This window comes from Cardinium endosymbiont of Oedothorax gibbosus (genome assembly GCF_936981045.1).
In the GTDB taxonomy this organism is placed as follows: domain Bacteria; phylum Bacteroidota; class Bacteroidia; order Cytophagales; family Amoebophilaceae; genus Cardinium.
Window position 1 is genome coordinate 751,135 of the sequence record NZ_OW441264.1, and the last position, 17,194, is coordinate 768,328.

The 17,194-nt window shown below is 36.9% G+C and carries 10 protein-coding genes and 5 pseudogenes; 10 read left to right on the forward strand and 5 right to left on the reverse strand.

Annotated elements, in window-relative coordinates; genetic code table 11:
• Positions 1-10 precede the first annotated feature (10 nt).
• Both NBW36_RS03500 and fabV read left to right on the forward strand, forming a co-directional pair.
• On the forward strand, positions 11-484 hold the full coding sequence (locus NBW36_RS03500; protein ID WP_250237819.1) for a bactofilin family protein: 474 nt from the start codon (positions 11-13) through the stop codon (positions 482-484).
• Positions 481-1,695, forward strand: a complete 1,215-nt coding sequence (gene fabV / locus NBW36_RS03505) for an enoyl-ACP reductase FabV (RefSeq protein WP_250237820.1) — start codon at positions 481-483, stop codon at positions 1,693-1,695. The genes NBW36_RS03500 and fabV overlap by 4 nt, the downstream gene beginning before the upstream one ends.
• 59 nt (positions 1,696-1,754) lie before the next feature.
• Here fabV and NBW36_RS03510 read toward each other — a convergent pair whose 3' ends face one another.
• Positions 1,755-4,085, reverse strand: a complete 2,331-nt coding sequence (locus NBW36_RS03510; protein WP_250237821.1) for a BamA/TamA family outer membrane protein — start codon at positions 4,083-4,085, stop codon at positions 1,755-1,757.
• Positions 4,086-4,352: 267 nt separating this feature from the next.
• Between NBW36_RS03510 and recA the strand changes: the two genes are divergently transcribed.
• Both recA and NBW36_RS03520 read left to right on the forward strand, forming a co-directional pair.
• A complete protein-coding gene (gene recA / locus NBW36_RS03515) occupies positions 4,353-5,363 on the forward strand; it encodes a recombinase RecA (RefSeq protein WP_250237822.1) in 1,011 nt (336 codons plus the stop codon).
• Positions 5,364-5,663: 300 nt separating this feature from the next.
• Positions 5,664-9,905, forward strand: a complete 4,242-nt coding sequence (locus NBW36_RS03520) for a translocation/assembly module TamB domain-containing protein (RefSeq protein WP_250237823.1) — start codon at positions 5,664-5,666, stop codon at positions 9,903-9,905.
• Positions 9,906-9,926: 21 nt separating this feature from the next.
• Here the strand turns inward: NBW36_RS03520 and yihA are convergent, their stop codons facing one another.
• Positions 9,927-10,532 (reverse strand): ribosome biogenesis GTP-binding protein YihA/YsxC, encoded by a 606-nt coding sequence (gene yihA, locus NBW36_RS03525; RefSeq protein ID WP_256465571.1) that lies wholly within the window; start codon positions 10,530-10,532, stop codon positions 9,927-9,929.
• Positions 10,533-10,767: 235 nt separating this feature from the next.
• Between yihA and NBW36_RS03530 the strand changes: the two are divergent.
• The 5 genes and pseudogenes from NBW36_RS03530 to NBW36_RS03550 form a co-directional block, all read left to right on the forward strand.
• Positions 10,768-11,367: pseudogene (locus tag NBW36_RS03530) on the forward strand (IS6 family transposase); the annotation flags it as partial.
• 488 nt (positions 11,368-11,855) lie between these two features.
• Complete coding sequence (locus tag NBW36_RS03535) at positions 11,856-12,074, forward strand: hypothetical protein (protein WP_250237824.1); 219 nt, start codon at positions 11,856-11,858, stop codon at positions 12,072-12,074.
• Positions 12,075-12,335: 261 nt separating this feature from the next.
• Positions 12,336-12,677, forward strand: a pseudogene (locus NBW36_RS03540) (IS982 family transposase); the annotation flags it as partial.
• Positions 12,665-13,030, forward strand: a complete 366-nt coding sequence (locus NBW36_RS03545) for a group II intron maturase-specific domain-containing protein (protein ID WP_250237826.1) — start codon at positions 12,665-12,667, stop codon at positions 13,028-13,030. The pseudogene NBW36_RS03540 and the gene NBW36_RS03545, both read left to right, overlap by 13 nt.
• Before the next feature lie 164 nt (positions 13,031-13,194).
• A pseudogene (locus tag NBW36_RS03550) lies at positions 13,195-13,302 on the forward strand (IS6 family transposase); the annotation flags it as partial.
• An 87-nt stretch (positions 13,303-13,389) separates the two neighbouring features.
• On the opposite strand, the gene NBW36_RS03555 reads toward NBW36_RS03550, so the two are convergent.
• The 3 genes and pseudogenes from NBW36_RS03555 to NBW36_RS03565 all read right to left on the reverse strand — a co-directional run bounded on the left by NBW36_RS03555 (position 13,390) and on the right by NBW36_RS03565 (position 16,183).
• Entirely contained in the window at positions 13,390-14,013 is a 624-nt protein-coding gene (locus tag NBW36_RS03555; RefSeq protein WP_320412885.1) for a sodium:solute symporter family transporter, read from the reverse strand.
• A 48-nt stretch (positions 14,014-14,061) separates the two neighbouring features.
• Positions 14,062-14,886, reverse strand: coding sequence for a sodium:solute symporter family transporter (locus NBW36_RS03560; RefSeq protein WP_250237830.1), 825 nt, complete (start codon positions 14,884-14,886; stop codon positions 14,062-14,064).
• Positions 14,887-15,008: 122 nt separating this feature from the next.
• A pseudogene (locus NBW36_RS03565) lies at positions 15,009-16,183 on the reverse strand (IS256 family transposase).
• 185 nt (positions 16,184-16,368) lie between these two features.
• Here NBW36_RS03565 and NBW36_RS03570 point away from each other — a divergent pair.
• A pseudogene (locus tag NBW36_RS03570) lies at positions 16,369-16,784 on the forward strand (transposase).
• The last annotated feature ends 410 nt before the right edge of the window (positions 16,785-17,194 follow it).

Consider the following 17,194-nt stretch of genomic DNA (forward strand, 5'->3'; position numbering starts at 1 on the left):
TACAAATCCTGTGGCCATTAGCAACATCATAGGCCAGGGCTCTCACTTAGAAGGCAATATAAACACTACAGGCAATTTGCGTATAGAAGGCAAGATAACGGGCGGCATCAAGACAAAAGCAAAAGTAGTTTTAAGCCATACTGCTCAAATAGAAGGCAATATTGTAGCACAAAATGCTGAAATTGGTGGAGAGGTCAAAGGAACCATAGAAGTTATAGAATTGCTTGTGCTTAAATCAACTGCAACCGTATGGGGCGATATTATTGCCAACAAACTGATTTTTGAAGAAGGGGCTTGTTTTGATGGAAAGTGTAAAATGGGTAAGGAGCATAAAGCCATACATGACCAAGGGCAAGATTACCTTTCTGTTGCTGCAGCTGGTCCATCTTCTGAACTTGAAACAGTTGAACGTGCTACGAATCACTCAGAAAATCCAATAGCATCTACCCGCTCAAATCAATCAATCAATCATTCCTTAAAATGAATAGGCTAATAGAACCAAAGGTACGTGGATGTATATGCACCACCGCCCATCCGGCAGGCTGCGCCCAAAATGTACACGAACAAATCAAGTATGTAACCAACCATGCTCCAATTGCATCTGGGCCTAAAAAAGTGCTGGTCATAGGTGCATCTACGGGTTATGGCTTAGCCAGCAGAATAGTGGCTGCTTTTGGTGCCAGAGCCCAGACCATAGGTATCTTTTTTGAGCGAGCAGCTAACGATAAACGCACAGCTTCTGCTGGTTGGTACCATGCAGCTGCTTTTGAGCAAGCTGCGCATCAAGCGGGACTTTATGCTAAAAGTATTAATGGCGATGCCTTTTCAGATGCCATAAAGCAAGAAGCCATTGCATTAATAAAACAAGATTGGGGTGGTGCAGTAGATTTGGTGATCTATAGCCTAGCATCCCCGCGTCGCACCCATCCTCGAACGGGTATATCTTTTACATCTGCTTTAAAACCTATTGGAGCACCTTATAGCAACAAAACCATTGATATAATAAGTGGTCATCTCTTGAATGTTTGCATTGAGCCTGCAATACCTAAAGAGGTAGTAGATACGGTTGCGGTTATGGGAGGTGAAGACTGGATCATGTGGATAGAGGCTTTTTTAAAGGAAAGTCTACTAGCTAAGGCTGCACAAACCATAGCGTACACTTATCTTGGACCTAAGCTAACCGATCCAATCTATTCCAAAGGAACCATTGGGGAAGCGAAAAAGGATTTAGTAGCAGCAAGTAAAATACTACAACAACGGCTTTTCCCTATTAATGGGAGCGCTTTTATTTCTGTGAATAAAGCATTGGTTACACAAGCAAGTGCAGCCATACCGGTAGTACCTCTTTATATTTCATTGCTTTACAAGATAATGAAAGCAAAAAAGCTACACGAGGGATGTATAGAACAAATGTACAGGTTGTATGCAGATCGCTTGTATAGGCAAGATGGTAAGGTGCCAGTAGATGCACAAGGCCTGATTCGTATAGATGATTGGGAGATCCGAGAAGATGTACAACAAGCTGTTTCGGAGCTTTGGTCGAAGGTAGATGATAAAAATGTAGCTACCCTCACTGACTTTGTAGGATATCGTCATGAATTTTACAAATTGTTTGGTTTCAAAATAGAAGGGGTGGATTATACCCAAACGCAGATGGTAGAAGTGCCCATACCTTCTTTAAATGTTCCTAAATAAAGCCTAATCGTTGTATGCCACTTTTTGATGCATCAAAAAGTGGCATATGTATTTTTTCCTTAAAAAGGATAGCCAATAGCTAAGCTGAAGTTTGGTTTTAACTTATTTAGTTTTTTCCCAGAAGGTTTATGTAACGGAAACGCTAAATCCCCACATAGTACAAAGGTATTGTGAAAATTTAATCTTAAGCCAAAACCACCTCCTACTGCAAAAGCTTTGTAAAATTTATGAAAATAGAATTGCATTTTTGCTGGTGCATCTTTTGATAACCGCCAGGTATTTCCTATGTCTAGGAAAAGTGCCCCCTCTAAATATCCAATCAATTTTCGACGTAGTTCTATATTGCCTAGCAAGAGTAAATCTCCTTTTCGTTCTTCCTTTTTATCTTCTTCGTACGCACCAGGGCCAACCATGTGTCTATCCCAAGCCCGCACGCTACCATGTCCTCCTATTGCATATTGTTTTTCTGGATGGACTTTATCTGCTGTTGTATAGCCTTTAGCAACACCTAATTTAGTTTGATAAGCCAGTGTCGTATAGGTGGTAAGGTTAAAAGTATGACGATACTCTGTATCAAATTTAATATATTTGTACACTTGCAATCCCTTAGGTAAAATCTGCTTAAACGGAAAAAGATGCTCAAATAGTCCTCCATGCTCTATACCAATTGAAACCATCCATTTATACCTATCTAACGCATTTAGATATAGCGTAGAGATGGCTGCGCTTATGGTAGATATGCATCCTATGCTAGTCAAAAAAGAAGGTGATCTTAATCGTGTTTTATCTTCATTTATTTTTGTTGGATCTATGACTTTGGGATAATCAAATACCATTTTAAATGGCGCAAATTGGTAGGAGATATGCTTACTATACCAGTCATAGTGTAATATGGCATCTATTTTTTGGCTACTACTGCAAGTAAGTTTTTGGGTGAGACTGTAGCCGATATCCATGGTGGTACTTGGATGAAGATTTTCCAGCATCAGATTGGTTTTTTTTGGCAGCCAGAATATAAAATGTGGTGTGCTAAATTTGCCATGTAATCCATATGTAATATTTGTTATGGATCCTTTCTTATTTGTTATGAACTCTTCCCTAAACGCAATACTTGCCTCTATGTTCAGTATACCTAGTCCACCAACCCGTCTTATAGTAGGGTTTAACTTGATAGTAGGACGGAGCCGCTTTAGGTTCAGATTAATACATTCCCCGCCCAATTCTGTTTGCAACCTTACACGTTCATAAGGCTTTGCATGAATATAAATGACTAACTGGTCCGCTTCTATTTTGGGGAAAATCGCAATAGATTCAAATGTATTCATTCGATGGAGTCGTTCATAGGTTTCTAGAATTTTACTTTTGTTATACAAATCACCAGGTCGAAGGGGTATTTTACCTGCTAGATCGTCTAGGGGATATCGGTCTAATGGAACTAAAAAATCAAGATCTTGGCATATTTTGGTTTGTAGGTTCGTACTACTTGATTGGTAATCCTTTTGGGTGGTTAGATCTACTACGACACGTCCTATTTTTGTTTTATGATAGGCTACTATAGACTCGGGTATACCTACTATAGTAGTCACGGCTATGGTATGGTCATCCTGTGATAGAGCGGCTTGAAAGTAGACATATTGTTCATCGAATTCAAAGTAACCATTATCAGACAATAAGTTTATAATACGCTCTTGCTCATTGACAAAATCTTGATATTGATAAGCGCAACCTACCTTAATAAAACTTGCATCACTATGGCTAGCTAATAGCGTTCTTATTGGTTCATAGTTTATTTGTAGACTTGTTGAGGCAATTGTATATATATTTTTTTGCTGTATGTAATAGGTCACACATACTCTTTTTTTCTCAAAATCCGTTTTACTGGTAACCTCAGCATCCAAATATCCTTTGGAATGCAGATAGTTTAAAAATATTTTTTCATTATGTTGTACATATGTTGGGTTATAGTATAGGGGTTTTTCACCCATACGCATGAGACGGTTTCCATCTGTCATTATACGTTCTTTTCGTTTAATAAGTTTATCTCGTTTGGCCATGAGTTTCATTTTTTCTTTTTCACCAGCTGCTTTACTGATGCGGTATGCATATATTTGTTTAATAGATGCGACCTCATTTTTTATCTTTTCAACGTTGAAATGGTTTTGACCCCGTTGGTAAAGCCATTTTTGAATAGGCATTCCTAAAACAGTAGTGTTAGGTTGGTGGAGGGAACGTTTTTGTAATGCTTTCTTATGCCCATTATGTACAGCTATGATTACCTCTTTAATGGGTAAAGCTTCCTGAGCAGTTGCATGTAGACAACTAATAGATAGCAGTAGCCGCATGATGCATGGTAGAATAGCTTTCTTCTTGCCTAAGAAATAATTTTTCAATTTTCTATATTAAAAATTTTGAAGTTATAGTCTACCTATTTGAAACGCTATCAAAGATACGAGATATAATGGAACAGCTTATGCCTTGTATACAAGGCGGACCTATTATGATGCCATATCAAATAAATGTAGTATGTTTAGGGGTAGGTTGATCTACTAGGTCGGTTCGTCCTATTGTATCTGATTGCGTTAACTGTGGATGGCCTGTTTTGGTGTCCGTTTTATTAAGTTAAATTTAGTCCCTTTTTATTTTTTAAAACTTAGATTATGACTGATCATACAGACAAATTAAAAGCGCTACAAATTACCATTGACAAGCTAGAGAAGACATATGGCCGTGGGGCAGTTATGCGGTTAAGCGACAATCATATAGTAGATATTCCTGTCATTTCCACAGGTTCTCTTGGTTTAGACCTAGCACTAGGGGTAGGTGGGATACCGCGTGGAAGAATTATTGAGATTTATGGACCAGAGTCTTCAGGAAAAACAACACTTTCTTTACATTGTATTGCAGAGGCGCAAAAAAAAGGCGGGTTCGCTGCTTTTATTGATGCGGAGCATGCTTTTGATAAAAGCTATGCAGAACGTTTGGGGATAGATACAGAAAACCTGCTCATCTCTCAACCAGATGATGGAGAACAAGCACTAGAAATAGCGGAACATTTGATTCGTTCTGGTAGCATAGATATTTTAGTAATTGATTCTGTGGCAGCCTTGGTCCCTCGTAGTGAACTAGAAGGGGATATGGGGGATAGCAAAATGGGGTTACAGGCACGTTTGATGTCACAAGCTTTGCGCAAACTGACCGGAACCATTAATAAAACAGGGTGTGCTTGCATTTTTATCAATCAGCTTAGGGAAAAAATTGGTGTGCTATTTGGCAATCCAGAAACCACTACTGGTGGCAATGCATTAAAGTTCTATGCCTCTGTTCGTTTGGATATTCGTAGCATTACCTCATTAAAAGAGAGTGATGGCACCGTATCCGGGAAGCGCACACGCGTTAAGATTGTAAAAAATAAAGTAGCCCCTCCTTTTAGAGTGGTTGAGTTTGATATTGTCTATGGGGAAGGCATTTCTAAAGTAGGAGAACTGATTGATATTGGCGTAGAATTGGGTGTGGTTAAGAAAGCCGGATCTTGGTTTTCCTATGAAGAGCATAAGCTTGCCCAAGGAAGAGAGGCTAGTAAGGAGCTCTTAAATGACCATCCAGAGCTATTTAGCAAGATAGAAGCAGCTATTAAAGCAAAAATTGCTGGTGCTGTGGATAAGGGCTAGCTAAATATGATTATTGCTCATCACTACCGTATGGAATTGTATTTATTTTTTTCTATATAGTAGTAGATGCAGGGTAAGCAGATGCCTTGTGCTGCCATTCCCCTTCACTAGGGCTTGTTTTTGCCTTATTAAGGTTAAGCAGTATAGCGCAATATTAAAGCTTGGATCTAGACCCAATTAACCTTATACTTGCAGTATTTAAGTGTGATGATACTTTATAATCATCAGATTTAGATCCATGCAATAGCTCAAATGCCTAAAGATGTTGCAGCAAGGTCAAAATAGCCCCTTTTACTTGCTTTGAAAAAGATAGAAAAATCTTTGCATAAAAAGTGGTATTTAAGGCCACTTAGCAATCTATTCTGCACTGTAGCCATGCTGATAGCAGCCATGCTGGCTTTATTGCACCTGCCTGTGGTACAGCAACAACTGCTTCGTAGTTTAATGGGCTACCTGCATAAAACTACCCATTACCATATTAAGTGTGATGCGTTCCAGTTCACCTGGTTGCGCCACATTGCATTAGAGGGTGTAACCGTTGCAGATCCTCAAGACAAGCCCCTATTTACCATGCATCTATGCAAGGGTAGGCTCAATCTATTTAGTTTACTTTTGCTAAAGCCCAATATGATCGATTCCGTTTCAGTCACAGGAGGACAATTTTTCCTAGAAAAGCATATTGATCAAGATTTTAATATGGTTACATTCTATACCAAGGTTATTTTACCCTTTGTACCAGAAGCAAATACAGATCTATATATCAATAAGATTCAACTACATGGCATCAACCTATACTACCATAATCAAATAAAAAAACAAAAGGTTAAAGTAGAAAATATAGATCTAGCTATAAGCCATTTCCTTTCCTCTTCGGGGAACCATTCAGGCAACCTTACGCACTTTTCTTACCAAGAAACAAGTGATATACCACTGGTATTAAAAAATATGATGGGTACATTTAGCATTACCCCTCATCGTATAGTGCTCAAAGATGGTCGCTTGATTACAAAATATAGCCATCTACAAGGGGATTGCACACTGAGGCACACCAAACAACTTCCACTTGTTGCTGATCAGGACAACATTGAACTGGAAGCAAGATTGCATACAACCGTTCTGTCATCGATTGAATTAGGTGCCTTTGCAGATTTTTTTAAAGGCGCTCATACATTATATAAGCTAGATGGCGTAGTCTCTTTAACCCCTTATGCTATGGCATGGAAAAACTGTAAGCTAGTTTTTGGAGATAGCTATATTGAGAGTACAGGTTGCTATAACCGTGTCGATTCGGATGTCTTAGTGAAAGCTGGTAAGGTCTATATGCATGACCTACAGAAAAAGCCAGCCCTATATCCAACTCAATTGCAATACGTTAGTATCACCAATGCCACGTTTGTGGGTAACACCCAAAAAGCCAAACTAACTGGGGATATTACTACCAATATAGGTACTATACAAACAGATTTAATGGTACACCATTTAGGTAAACCCATACAGGATTTAATCGGTAAAATAATCTTGCATAAGGTAGATATAGAGGCCCTGTTCCCCTCTTTTCCTATTCAGTCCCTTTCAGGAAAAGTTTCGATAAAATCAAAAGGAGAGCACTTCAATGCTCTAGATGCAGTAGCCCATCTAACAGAAATCGGGACCAACCATTATAACTATAAACAGGTACAAGCCTCCTGTATGGTTTCCAATGCTATGGTGACATTTCATCTAAATAGCCAAGATCCTAATGCAAAGCTAACGGTAGCAGGCAGTTATCATATGGACTCTCAAACGAGTTTAAAGGCAGATGGAATAATAGAAGAGGTCCACCTATCAAAACTTGGTTTTGTGCCAATGCCCCTATTACTTAGTACAAAATTTTCATTCAAAATCAGAGATATATTAAGTAAACGTCCACGGGGAACAGTTATTTTAAACCAATGTATCGTTCAGGGATTGGCCCAAAAAGTAGCTTGCAAACAGGTTTCGATACATGCTATAGAGCATGAGAACAAAGATGTGTTAACCCTTATCTCGCCATTTATAGACTGTAAGCTACAAGGGACATTTACAATGAATGACTTAGCCCATCATATAAGGCATCTTATCGCACGACTTAAAAATCCAGTAGATCTGCTCCCTATCCCTGATAAGCTTCATGTAGATTACGCCATCAACTGTAAAAAGATATTGCCAGTATTAAAATGGTTTTTAGATGATTTATATATATCCCCTGCTACAACCTTTTGGGGTCATTTTGCCTACGATAGAGATTATCATTTTTCCTTCCATCTACCTACCGCATCAACCCTTTGTTTTAAGAAGTTTAGCTTGGAAAACGTCAAAGTGAAATTGAATGTGGGGCATCTCATGGATGTTCAAAAGCGATTGATTCAGTTATACATTTCTTCAGACCAGCAAGATTGGCATCAAATATTTCAAACAGATCACCTATACCTTCAGTTATGGATGGATAAAGATAAATTTACCATTTCAAATAGGTTATCCAATCATCATGGTCGTCTATCTATAGCTTGTTTCGGTACCCTTACCGATGATGCGATACAAGTTGACCTGCTTCCTTCTAGGCTAACGACCAAGGAAAAAATATGGACCATACAAACAGACCGTACCAGTTTTATTTCCAAAGCAGCCATAGCCATTGGGAATTTATCTATAACGAGTGGCCAAGAGGCCATTTGCATAGGTGGTAAACTTGCTCAATTAGATACAAAAGATCCCTTACATTGCACCATACGCCATCTTGCATTAAACTATGCTTCAGCAGTAGGACCGATTAAAGGTATAATAGACACTAAGTTAGTAGCCCATCTTCAAAAAGATCAGCTCATAGCAACCGGTAGATTCAGTTTACAAAAAGCTACCATTCAAGACTATGCTGTAGGTACTTTGCGTACAAAGGTAGATTGGAATCTATTAGAAAATAAATTAGTCCTAGAAGGGGTGCTCCAAAAAGAGGGCAAGAGATTGCTACAGATAGATGGTTGCTATGATCTACCCTCTGATAACCTAGCCATCACCACTACATTTGACCACATGAATTTGGATCTACTAAATACTTGGTTTACATCTGTTTGTTCAGATATAAATGGTAAACTAAGCGGCCAGTTTCAACTAACAGGTAGTCTGGCCGCGCCCAAGCTAAATGGTAAGGGCACAATAGATAAAGGAACATTTAAAATTAACTACTTGAACACCTATTACCAAGTGGCTGGAGCCATTCAGGTCCAAGAGAATCGCTTATGCGTTAACCAGCTTGCTCTTTATGATGGCGCGTCAGGTCATGCCACTTTATCTGGCCATATGGTAATACAAAATGGATTTCCTGTAATGCTTTCAGGTCACATGGAAGCATTACATCTGTTGCATACGACTCCAATGCATCATCCCGACTTCTATGGAGATCTATATGCCACTGGGACTTTACAAATGGAGGGTTCTATTTATGACTTACTCCTTAAAATGAAAATCACAATTGATAAAGGCACCTTTACGATTGTTGCACACGATAAAGAAGACATAGAGAACACCACAAAATTGGTACAGTTTGTTTATAACAAGGCAAAAAAGCAGCCAAATAACGCCCCTAAAAATGGAAATAGATCAGCCATTAAACTGATGCTTGACCTAACCATACTACCTACTATCAAGGCTCAGGTATTATTTGACGCTTATAATAATAAAGGCGATATTCTAAAAGTCCAAGGCACGGGATCGATTCAACTAGAAGTAGGTACCAATCGCAAGCCATATGTAATGGGCAACTACCTCTTTCAAAGTGGTACCTACACGGTTTCTGTGTATAGTTTAATTCAAAAAACATTTACCATTGCGCCTAATAGCCAGGTTAATTTTAATGGTTATCCCCAAGAAGGGATAATCCGTATTGGTGCGTCCTACAGACAGATTGCCTCTGTGGCAGAGCTTTATCCTGAAAGTCATGATAAGCGACCGCTTCCAGTAGAAATTGTACTTTCTGCATCTGGCACATTAGCGCATCCAAATATTGCTTATCAACAACTTCTCTTTCCAGTAAAAAGTATGGATTTTGAACTCAATACTTCTTTAGAGGAGTGTGCATCAAAGGCATTATTAGATAAAAACTATCTCAGCAAGCAAATTTTAAGCCTGTTAATAGCTAAAAGAGTCTATAATGAGAAAAAAATAAATGGCTGGGATGCACTAAGCAATAGTATAAATGATTTGCTTGCTCCAAGGATACAAAACTTAGCATCTAAAATTGACCATAACCTAGAGATAGAAACTAGTTTAGGTATGCATCATTCAGATGATCAGGAAACAAATATTTTACAAAAAACCAGCATTAAAGTAAGCTATCTACTGCTATCAAAACTTAAATTGTCCAGTACAATGGGAAGGAGCTCTTATTTCATCAATGATTGGGAAATTGCCTATTCTATTTCAAAAGCCCACCATATGGATGCCAAGTTTTATCGACAACCTGTAAACAGTGCGCAGGACCTGCATCTTTTTGGCATAAGTTTTGCTTATACTAAGCAATTTTGGTAGCCAATCGGATCGATACATGCATTAATTACTTCTTTTAGACTGTGTAACCGTTTGAATATATCCTAAGATGGTTTCCATGCCTAGTCTATTGTGCGCAGAAACAAAAAAGAATGGTGGCATTGTGGCCCAGTCTTGTTGCAAGACATGGGTTAAGGCGATGTAGTGCTTTTGGACTACCATTTTATGTTTCTTGTCTGCTTTTGTAAGTACAATAGCAAAAGGAATGTGATGCGCGCCCAGCCAATCTATGCATTCGAGGTCGATGGCTTGAGGTGCAATTTTGGCATCGATCAACAAAAAAACAGTAACCATATTGGGTCTATGCAAAAGATATTCCCGCAACATTTTTTCCCATTTTATTTTTATAACATGTCCTACTTGTGCCCATCCATATCCTGGAAGATCTACAAAATAGATCTGGTGATTCACTAAGAAGTGATGGATCAGTTTTGTTTTTCCAGGCATTTTAGATACCCTAGCCAATTGTTTCCGTTGCAAAATCGCATTAATTAAGGAAGATTTTCCTACATTAGAACGGCCTATAAAAGCAACTTCTGGTTTGGCATCATGAGGACACATTTTATAGCTTGCATTACTGGATACAAGGCAACTAGAATAGATTTTCATATGCAATTTCTATCATTGACGTATGTGGTATGACGCAAGTTAATTAAAAGAATATTTTTTATACAATTTGTGATTTTGTAAAATTTTATTAAGCTTAATGTAAGGATGGTATAGCTTAAAAGGAGTTTTTTACTCGTAATGCTTCAGAGCAAGCTATATGTTGTATTAGATGGTTCTGTCGCGTTTATTCTAAAAAATCATTATTTTAGCATCTGCAGTTAAAAAAGTAGTTATTATGTTTAATATTTCGCCCAAATTATTACCTTATTTTAAGGGCTATTGTTCTTCAGCAGAAGTCATCCTGTTATTTGTCTAGATGAAGTGTCGTTTTTCCTTGAGCTATAGAGATTTGGAAGATATGATGCGTATGAGAGGCGCAAGAGTTGATCATTCTACGCTACAAAGATGGGTTATTAAGTTTGTTCCTCTTATAGATGAAGCAGTAAGCAAAAGAAAACGACCAGTTGGTGGTAGTTGGAGAATGGATGAAACCTATGTTAAACTAAACGGGAAGTGGATCTATTTATATAGAGCAGTAGATCGTTATGGTGATACAGTTAACTTTTTTCTATCTGAGCATAGAGACAAGTCTGCAGCTTTTTCTTTTTTTCGTAAGGCGATCACAGAAAATAATATTCCTAAGAAAGTAGTAATTGACAAAAGCGGTAGTAATAAAGCTGCCCTTGATACGATCAATACAGAACTTGATCAAGATCATACCATTCAAATATTTCAAAACAAATACTTGAATAATAGAGTTGAACAAGATCATAGGTTTATCAAAAAACGGCTAAAACCTATGCTTAGTTTTAAGTGTTTTAAGTCTGCAGCCATTGCACGCCGGCACAGGTGTGCAACAAATGGGGTGTAAGTCCCCTGACTCTAATTTGTCTATTTCGGGAGTCTAGCAGGAGGTTGGATTTGTGGGGTGATTCACAGGTTTAAGTTACCTTTAAATGCATCTGCAAAATAGCGGGCTGCAACAAAAGTGAACCTAAATTAGCCTCGTTAAGCCGTTTAAGCGCATTTGCCGACTATCTAGTGGCTACAGGAAGGCTGATAGTAGGATGGAAAAAATAGACCATGACCATCATACAAGTGCCGGGGTGTTAGGGGTTGCACGCTATGAATGTTTCACATCGTAGTCCGGGAGATCTGATATGAATCCAGTAGGCCACTGGAAACTTTATTGTATAAGTAAAGCGAAATCAATAAGGGTCATATCAGAAGTCCGCGGGGTCTATAATACCGTTCGTATTGATTGGGAAACCACTCAAGAGGAAAGGGACCCTACTTCAGTTAACGAGTTTAAAAGAGTTGAGAATGTCTGATTGCCCTAAAGCTATGAACGGAACATTAAAAGTTCAGAAACTCCAAAGAACTCTATATCTCAAATCCAAGCAATGTAAGGAAGTCAGATTTTATAGTATATATGATAAAATTTATCTAAAAGATGTACTTTGGGAAGCTTGGCGTCAAGTCAAAGCAAATCAAGGTTCAGCAGGAATTGATGGTAAAAGCATAAGTGATATATTAACGTGAGTTCGGGATTTATTTGACTGATTTACAACAATTTAATATCAATTATTTAGTTAATATTTGCACCTATTTAACAAGTTTTTATATCTAATTTTATAAATATAATATATATAATAAACTGATTATCAGAATTATTTGTTATTCAACTACCTATTTAACTGTCTATAAAACAAATTTTATAAATTTTTATTAATATTGATTATCAAATGAAAAAATAATCTAATCCCGAACTCACGTTAACCAGATTATCCAAAGGAGCCAGTTATGAATGTAGAAAAATTAGTTGAAATATATTATGCTGTTGATGAATTTCTCATAAAGTTTATGCCGTATATCGAAAAACAACTGTTAACCAACTCTAAAAGAAAATCCACTAGAACTTGTTCATTAACTTTGAGTGAAATAATGACTGTTCTTATTGCCTTTCATGTGATTGGTTTTAGAAATTTTAAGTCTTATTATATTCATTTACAGCAATTTCATTCTAGTGAATTTGGAAAGTTAGTAAGCTACAATAGATTTATAGAACTGATCCAAAGAACGTTAGTTCCCTTGTACTGTTTTACACAAAGTCTTGCTAAGACAAAAACAGGTTGTTATTTTATTGCAACGGCCTCATTTATGTATTTCCAACGAAACAATCCCAACAAAGCATCCGTAACAGACTAAAATACCTGACTTGTAGAAGAGCACCAATCAAACCTCAAACATTCATCGAGCAAATAAAACCAGTAGTGTTAGGATGGGTTAACTATTTTAAACATACGAATGCCAGTGAAGCTTTTGTTAGATTGCAGGACTTTATTAATAACCGATTTCGCAGATACTTAACCCATAGAAGAAAAGGCCGTGGGTGTGGGTGGCAAAGCTATCCCAATAGCAAACTCTATACAATGGGGATGTTGTACATTGGTAGTGGAATGATTAAGTATCCTGAAAGAGTTGTGCAAGGTTTATGAAGAAGACTGTCGGACCGCCGTATTCGGGAAAACTGAACGTACCTTGGGATGAGAAGGGAATGGGTAAACAATGAAGAATCAAGTTAGTCAGCTACTGTATTGCGAGCAATCAGAAGCAATAGATATGCTTAATTTTAAGTGGTCCAACCATTTCTTTACTCTAGACCATTGTAGAGATAGAAAACATTCCTATGATTCAAAAAGGACAAGTAATCGGAGCTAAAAATCATCTTTCTACTTTTGAGAATTTTGTTATGCTAATGGCCGAATAATATTCAAAATTTCAAGTAAAGAGAACAAGCTATACAAAAAGAAATTATAGACGCGACAGAACCTTTACTGCTGTTTATAGGGTCGTATTATTCTTGGTCTACACGTTTTTTATACATTTTAAATGCCTGTATCAATTTCTGGATTCTTTTCTGTTGATCATTTCTCTTCATCCACCCCTTATCAGCTGATTGTGCCAATAGATAATAGGAAGCCATCATAGCCAATCCAGTAGTTATAATGGGTCCAATATGATAAGTGAATAATAATATTTCAGGAAACAGTTTCCTCCATATAAAAATACTTAATATACCTATAACTATTCCTATTAGGAATGTACGTGAAGTACCTTGAAAACCAAACACAGCTAAGATAAAAGGAGCTGCTGTTGTACAGTTAAGACCTATAGTAATAAAAGATATAAAACGATGGGCTAACTTAAATAAATCATTGTAATAAATAGCTGCCATCATAGCCAATAGACCACCAATTAATGAAGACAGTTTAGCTACTAGAATTTTATAGGTATCGGTAATTGGTTTTACCCTTCTAATATTTTCCAATATATCATGACTAACCATAATAGAGCAAATATGTAAATAAGAATCAGCTGTAGACATAGCCATTCCTAGTATACAAACCGCAATACATCCTTTAAAAAAGGATGGTATATAAGCAATTATATAAGGTATAATTTCTTTTTGTGAAAGAATTTGGTTCTTTTATAAAGATAAATGAGCTGGTAGAGCACAAAACGATTTTTATAAAAAGGTAAAAGAAAGTGCTATATAAAAAACTTTTTTGACTTGAAACGGACTAGAAGCCATATATACTTTTTGGATGCTCAATGGGTCATAAATAGTTAAAAACCAATATGGGGCCTGGAGAACTAAGTGTAATATTGTATTACAATGTAGGCTACTCCATTGAAATTTTTCTTGATTTTTCAGAAAGGATACAACCTCTACAACCGACTTACCTGTTTTTTCAAAGCAGAGTTTTGCAAAAAAGGCGATGATAATAACAAAGGTTATAAATTGCAATACGTCGGTATTGGTAACGGAACGAATACCCCCTAAAGCAGCATAAGTAATAAAGATGAAAGTAGCCAATATAACCATAATACGGTAATCTACTGATTCTATAAACATACTCATAACAATGCACATTGTACTGATTTGTAGAGAAATACCACCTATACACCAAACAAAAATAAATAAAGCAGTAATTACCCTTGGGTACTTACCATATACATGACCTATTGTTTCTGAAACAGAAAAGTGCTTTATAAATGGAGTTATGTGTAACCAAATCAAACTAGTCATCCAGAAGCTAAAGAACCCCATAAACTCCCAGATTATGCTCTCAAGGCCTTTGATATAGGTTAACACTATACTAGTTATCAGTATTTCTCCTCCAAAGTTACTAGCTAACAGAGTAGCCATTAAAATAGGCGTAGAAAATCGTTTACTACCCACAGCATATTCTCGAAATGTATTTTCCTTTTGCCCACTGTAAAGACCTACTGCTAGGCTCAATACGAGAAAGGACAATACTATTAGCAAGGGAGCGTTATACAGTAGCATAGATGGAGTGTAATATTTCGGGTTCTGTCACGTCTATAATTTCTTTTTGTATAGCTTGTTCTCTTTACCTGAAATTTTGAGTATTTTAGGAAGTGTTCTATAAACTGTGTCACATCTCCTGTTCATCTCAACGTCTCTTTTAATCTACCGGGAAAAAAGATGTCTATCTGAGATATAGTCAACGCCCAGTTTCGCAGCGGCATAGTCCATTTATCCTCGATCTTCTTTATGGCACAATATACTAATTTATACAAAGCATTTATACTGGTAAACGCTCCTTTTGTCTTGGTAAACTTCCTAATCTGCCTATGCAAGCTTTCTATAGGATTGGTGGTATAAATTAGCCTTCTGACAGGATCTGAATACTTAAAATAACCAGACAAATGTTCCCAATTATTTTGCCAAGATTTGGTAACCATTGGATACTTCCCCCCCCATTTTTCTTCTAATTCCAATAGATAATGCTCAGCAACTTCCTTACTTGAAGCTTGATATATTTGCTTTAAATCAGTTAAAAAACGTTTTACGTCTTTGCTAGCTACATACTTGAGTGAGTTTCGTATCTGATGTACTACACAGACCTGCACTTGTGCATTAGGGAAAACGCTATTTATGGCTGAAGGAAAGCTTTTTAGGCCATCAACACAGGCAATAAGGATATCTTCTACACCTCTTTCCTTAAGCTCGTTAAGTACACCCAACCAGAAGTTAGCCCACTCACTTTCAGACAAATAAATCCCAATACTTCTTTTTTACCCTCTTGATCTATGCCTAATAAGGTATACATGCATTTGCTTACACATCTGCCATCTTCTTTTACCTTAAAAAATATCCCATCCATGAAAACTATCGGATAAACTGATTGAAGAGGGCGGTTACGCCATTCATTTATTATCGGTAACAAGCTATCTGTAATAGATGATATTTCAGCAGCTGATACTTTATGATCATAGATCTCTTCAACATGAACGGCTATAGATTTATAGCTCATACCACTAGAAAACATGCTTAAGATCTTGCTTTCCAGCTCAGGATGTAGGCTTGTTTGACGCTTTTTAACTATTTGTGGATCGAAACTACCTGTCCTATCCCTAGGAGTTAGCAGATCAAAGGAACCAGAACTTGTACGTAAAGTTTTAGAGCTTTTGCCATTTCTTCTATTATTTTCTGTTGAATCACTAGATAAATGGTGTGCCATTTCACCTTCTAGACTTGCCTCTAGAAGCTTTTTTATCAGAGGCGTTAAAGCACCACCTTTTCCTGTTAAAGGCTTACCTAAACGGATAGAGCACAAAATATTTTCCTACAGAAATTTGTAATCTACTAAACCAACATAGGAATTGTTCTTATTTTCTTCCATGTCTAAAACCTTTAATGTTTATTTAATTAATTTATAACTTTTTATCGCCTTGACACAGTTTATAGAACACTTCCCCAAAAACGGAACATCAGCTCTGTATTGTTCATGCAATTAGGGGTAGTTTGCAGTATGTTTCTTATAAACATAGAAAGGTATTAGTTGCTGATTTAAAACCAATTTATACAGCAGTTACCGAGCAAGAAGCATTGATGGCCTTAGAAGCTTTTGCTACTAAGTGGAATCAACAATACCCACAAATAGCCCAATCTTGGTATGCTAACTGGGATAATCTGATGGTATTTTTACAGTACCCTAATGCCATACGTAAGGTCATTTACACAACAAATGTTTGGAATCTGTAAATAGCCAATTTCGTAAAGTTACCAAAAATAAAAAAGTGTTCCCTAACGATCTAGCTGTTTTTAAAACATTATATCTAACTATTAACTACATGACTAGAAAATGGACCACCTCTATTCATAACTGGAGCGAGGCTATGGCACATTTTTTAATTAAATTTGAAAACAGAATTGAATAAAACCAAAAAAATAATTTACACACTCAAGTGGACAAAGCCAAAGAGAGGGCTCTAGTAGCCATACATGGCTTCTGCCCATCTCTTTAATAAAGATTTCTCTAAAACCTCCTGGTCCATTTTGCCTGCGCAAACTGACATATTTTTCGATATCCAACGAATTCATACCTAAAAAAGAACCTATTTCTTCCCTTCTAGAATCTTTTTCATTGTATAGAAGGATGAAAGTAGCCGCATTGTTTTTAATAACCTGAGTTCGGGATTAGCTTGTTAAAAAATAGCTTTAAAAAGCTCCTTTGTGTTTTAAATTTGGAGATAAAAAAATACTAACTAACCTCAGTTCGGGACTTATTTGACTGATTTACAACAATTTAATATCAATTATTTAGTTAATATTTGCACCTATTTAACAA